Origin of the sequence: Akkermansia sp. UNK.MGS-1 (genome assembly GCF_000980515.1) — a bacterium.
In the GTDB taxonomy this organism is placed as follows: Bacteria; Verrucomicrobiota; Verrucomicrobiia; order Verrucomicrobiales; family Akkermansiaceae; genus Akkermansia; species Akkermansia muciniphila.
The window spans coordinates 1-329 of sequence record NZ_LBCB01000016.1 but is presented as its reverse complement, the minus strand read 5'-3'; the positions used below and the strand labels follow the sequence as shown (position 1 = coordinate 329).

General features: G+C 64.1%; 1 pseudogene. It reads left to right on the top strand.

From position 1 onward, the window contains the following. Positions 1-329, top strand: a pseudogene (locus WW58_RS09755) (phenylalanine--tRNA ligase subunit beta); the annotation flags it as partial.

The following is a 329-nucleotide window of genomic DNA, read 5'->3' as shown; positions in this document are numbered from 1 at the left end:
ATCAAGGTGGGCAAGCTGCGCGGCGTGGAGTCCCGCGGCATGCTCTGTTCCGCCTCTGAGCTGGGGCTTCCCGACAAGGAGCACGGTCTCTGGATTCTCCCCCAGGAACTGGAACCCGGCACGCCTATTTCCCAGGTTGTCAAGGCAGATACCCTGGTGGAAGTGGAAGTGACGCCCAACCGGCCGGACCTGCTTTCCCACAACGGCATGGCGTATGAACTGGCCGCTATCTCCGGCCGGGAGTACAGGCCCGTTCCCATTGACGACGCCGGGGTGGAACTGGAACCCGCCGGAGACTTCGTGCGGCTGGATCAGCCGGAGCTGAACCC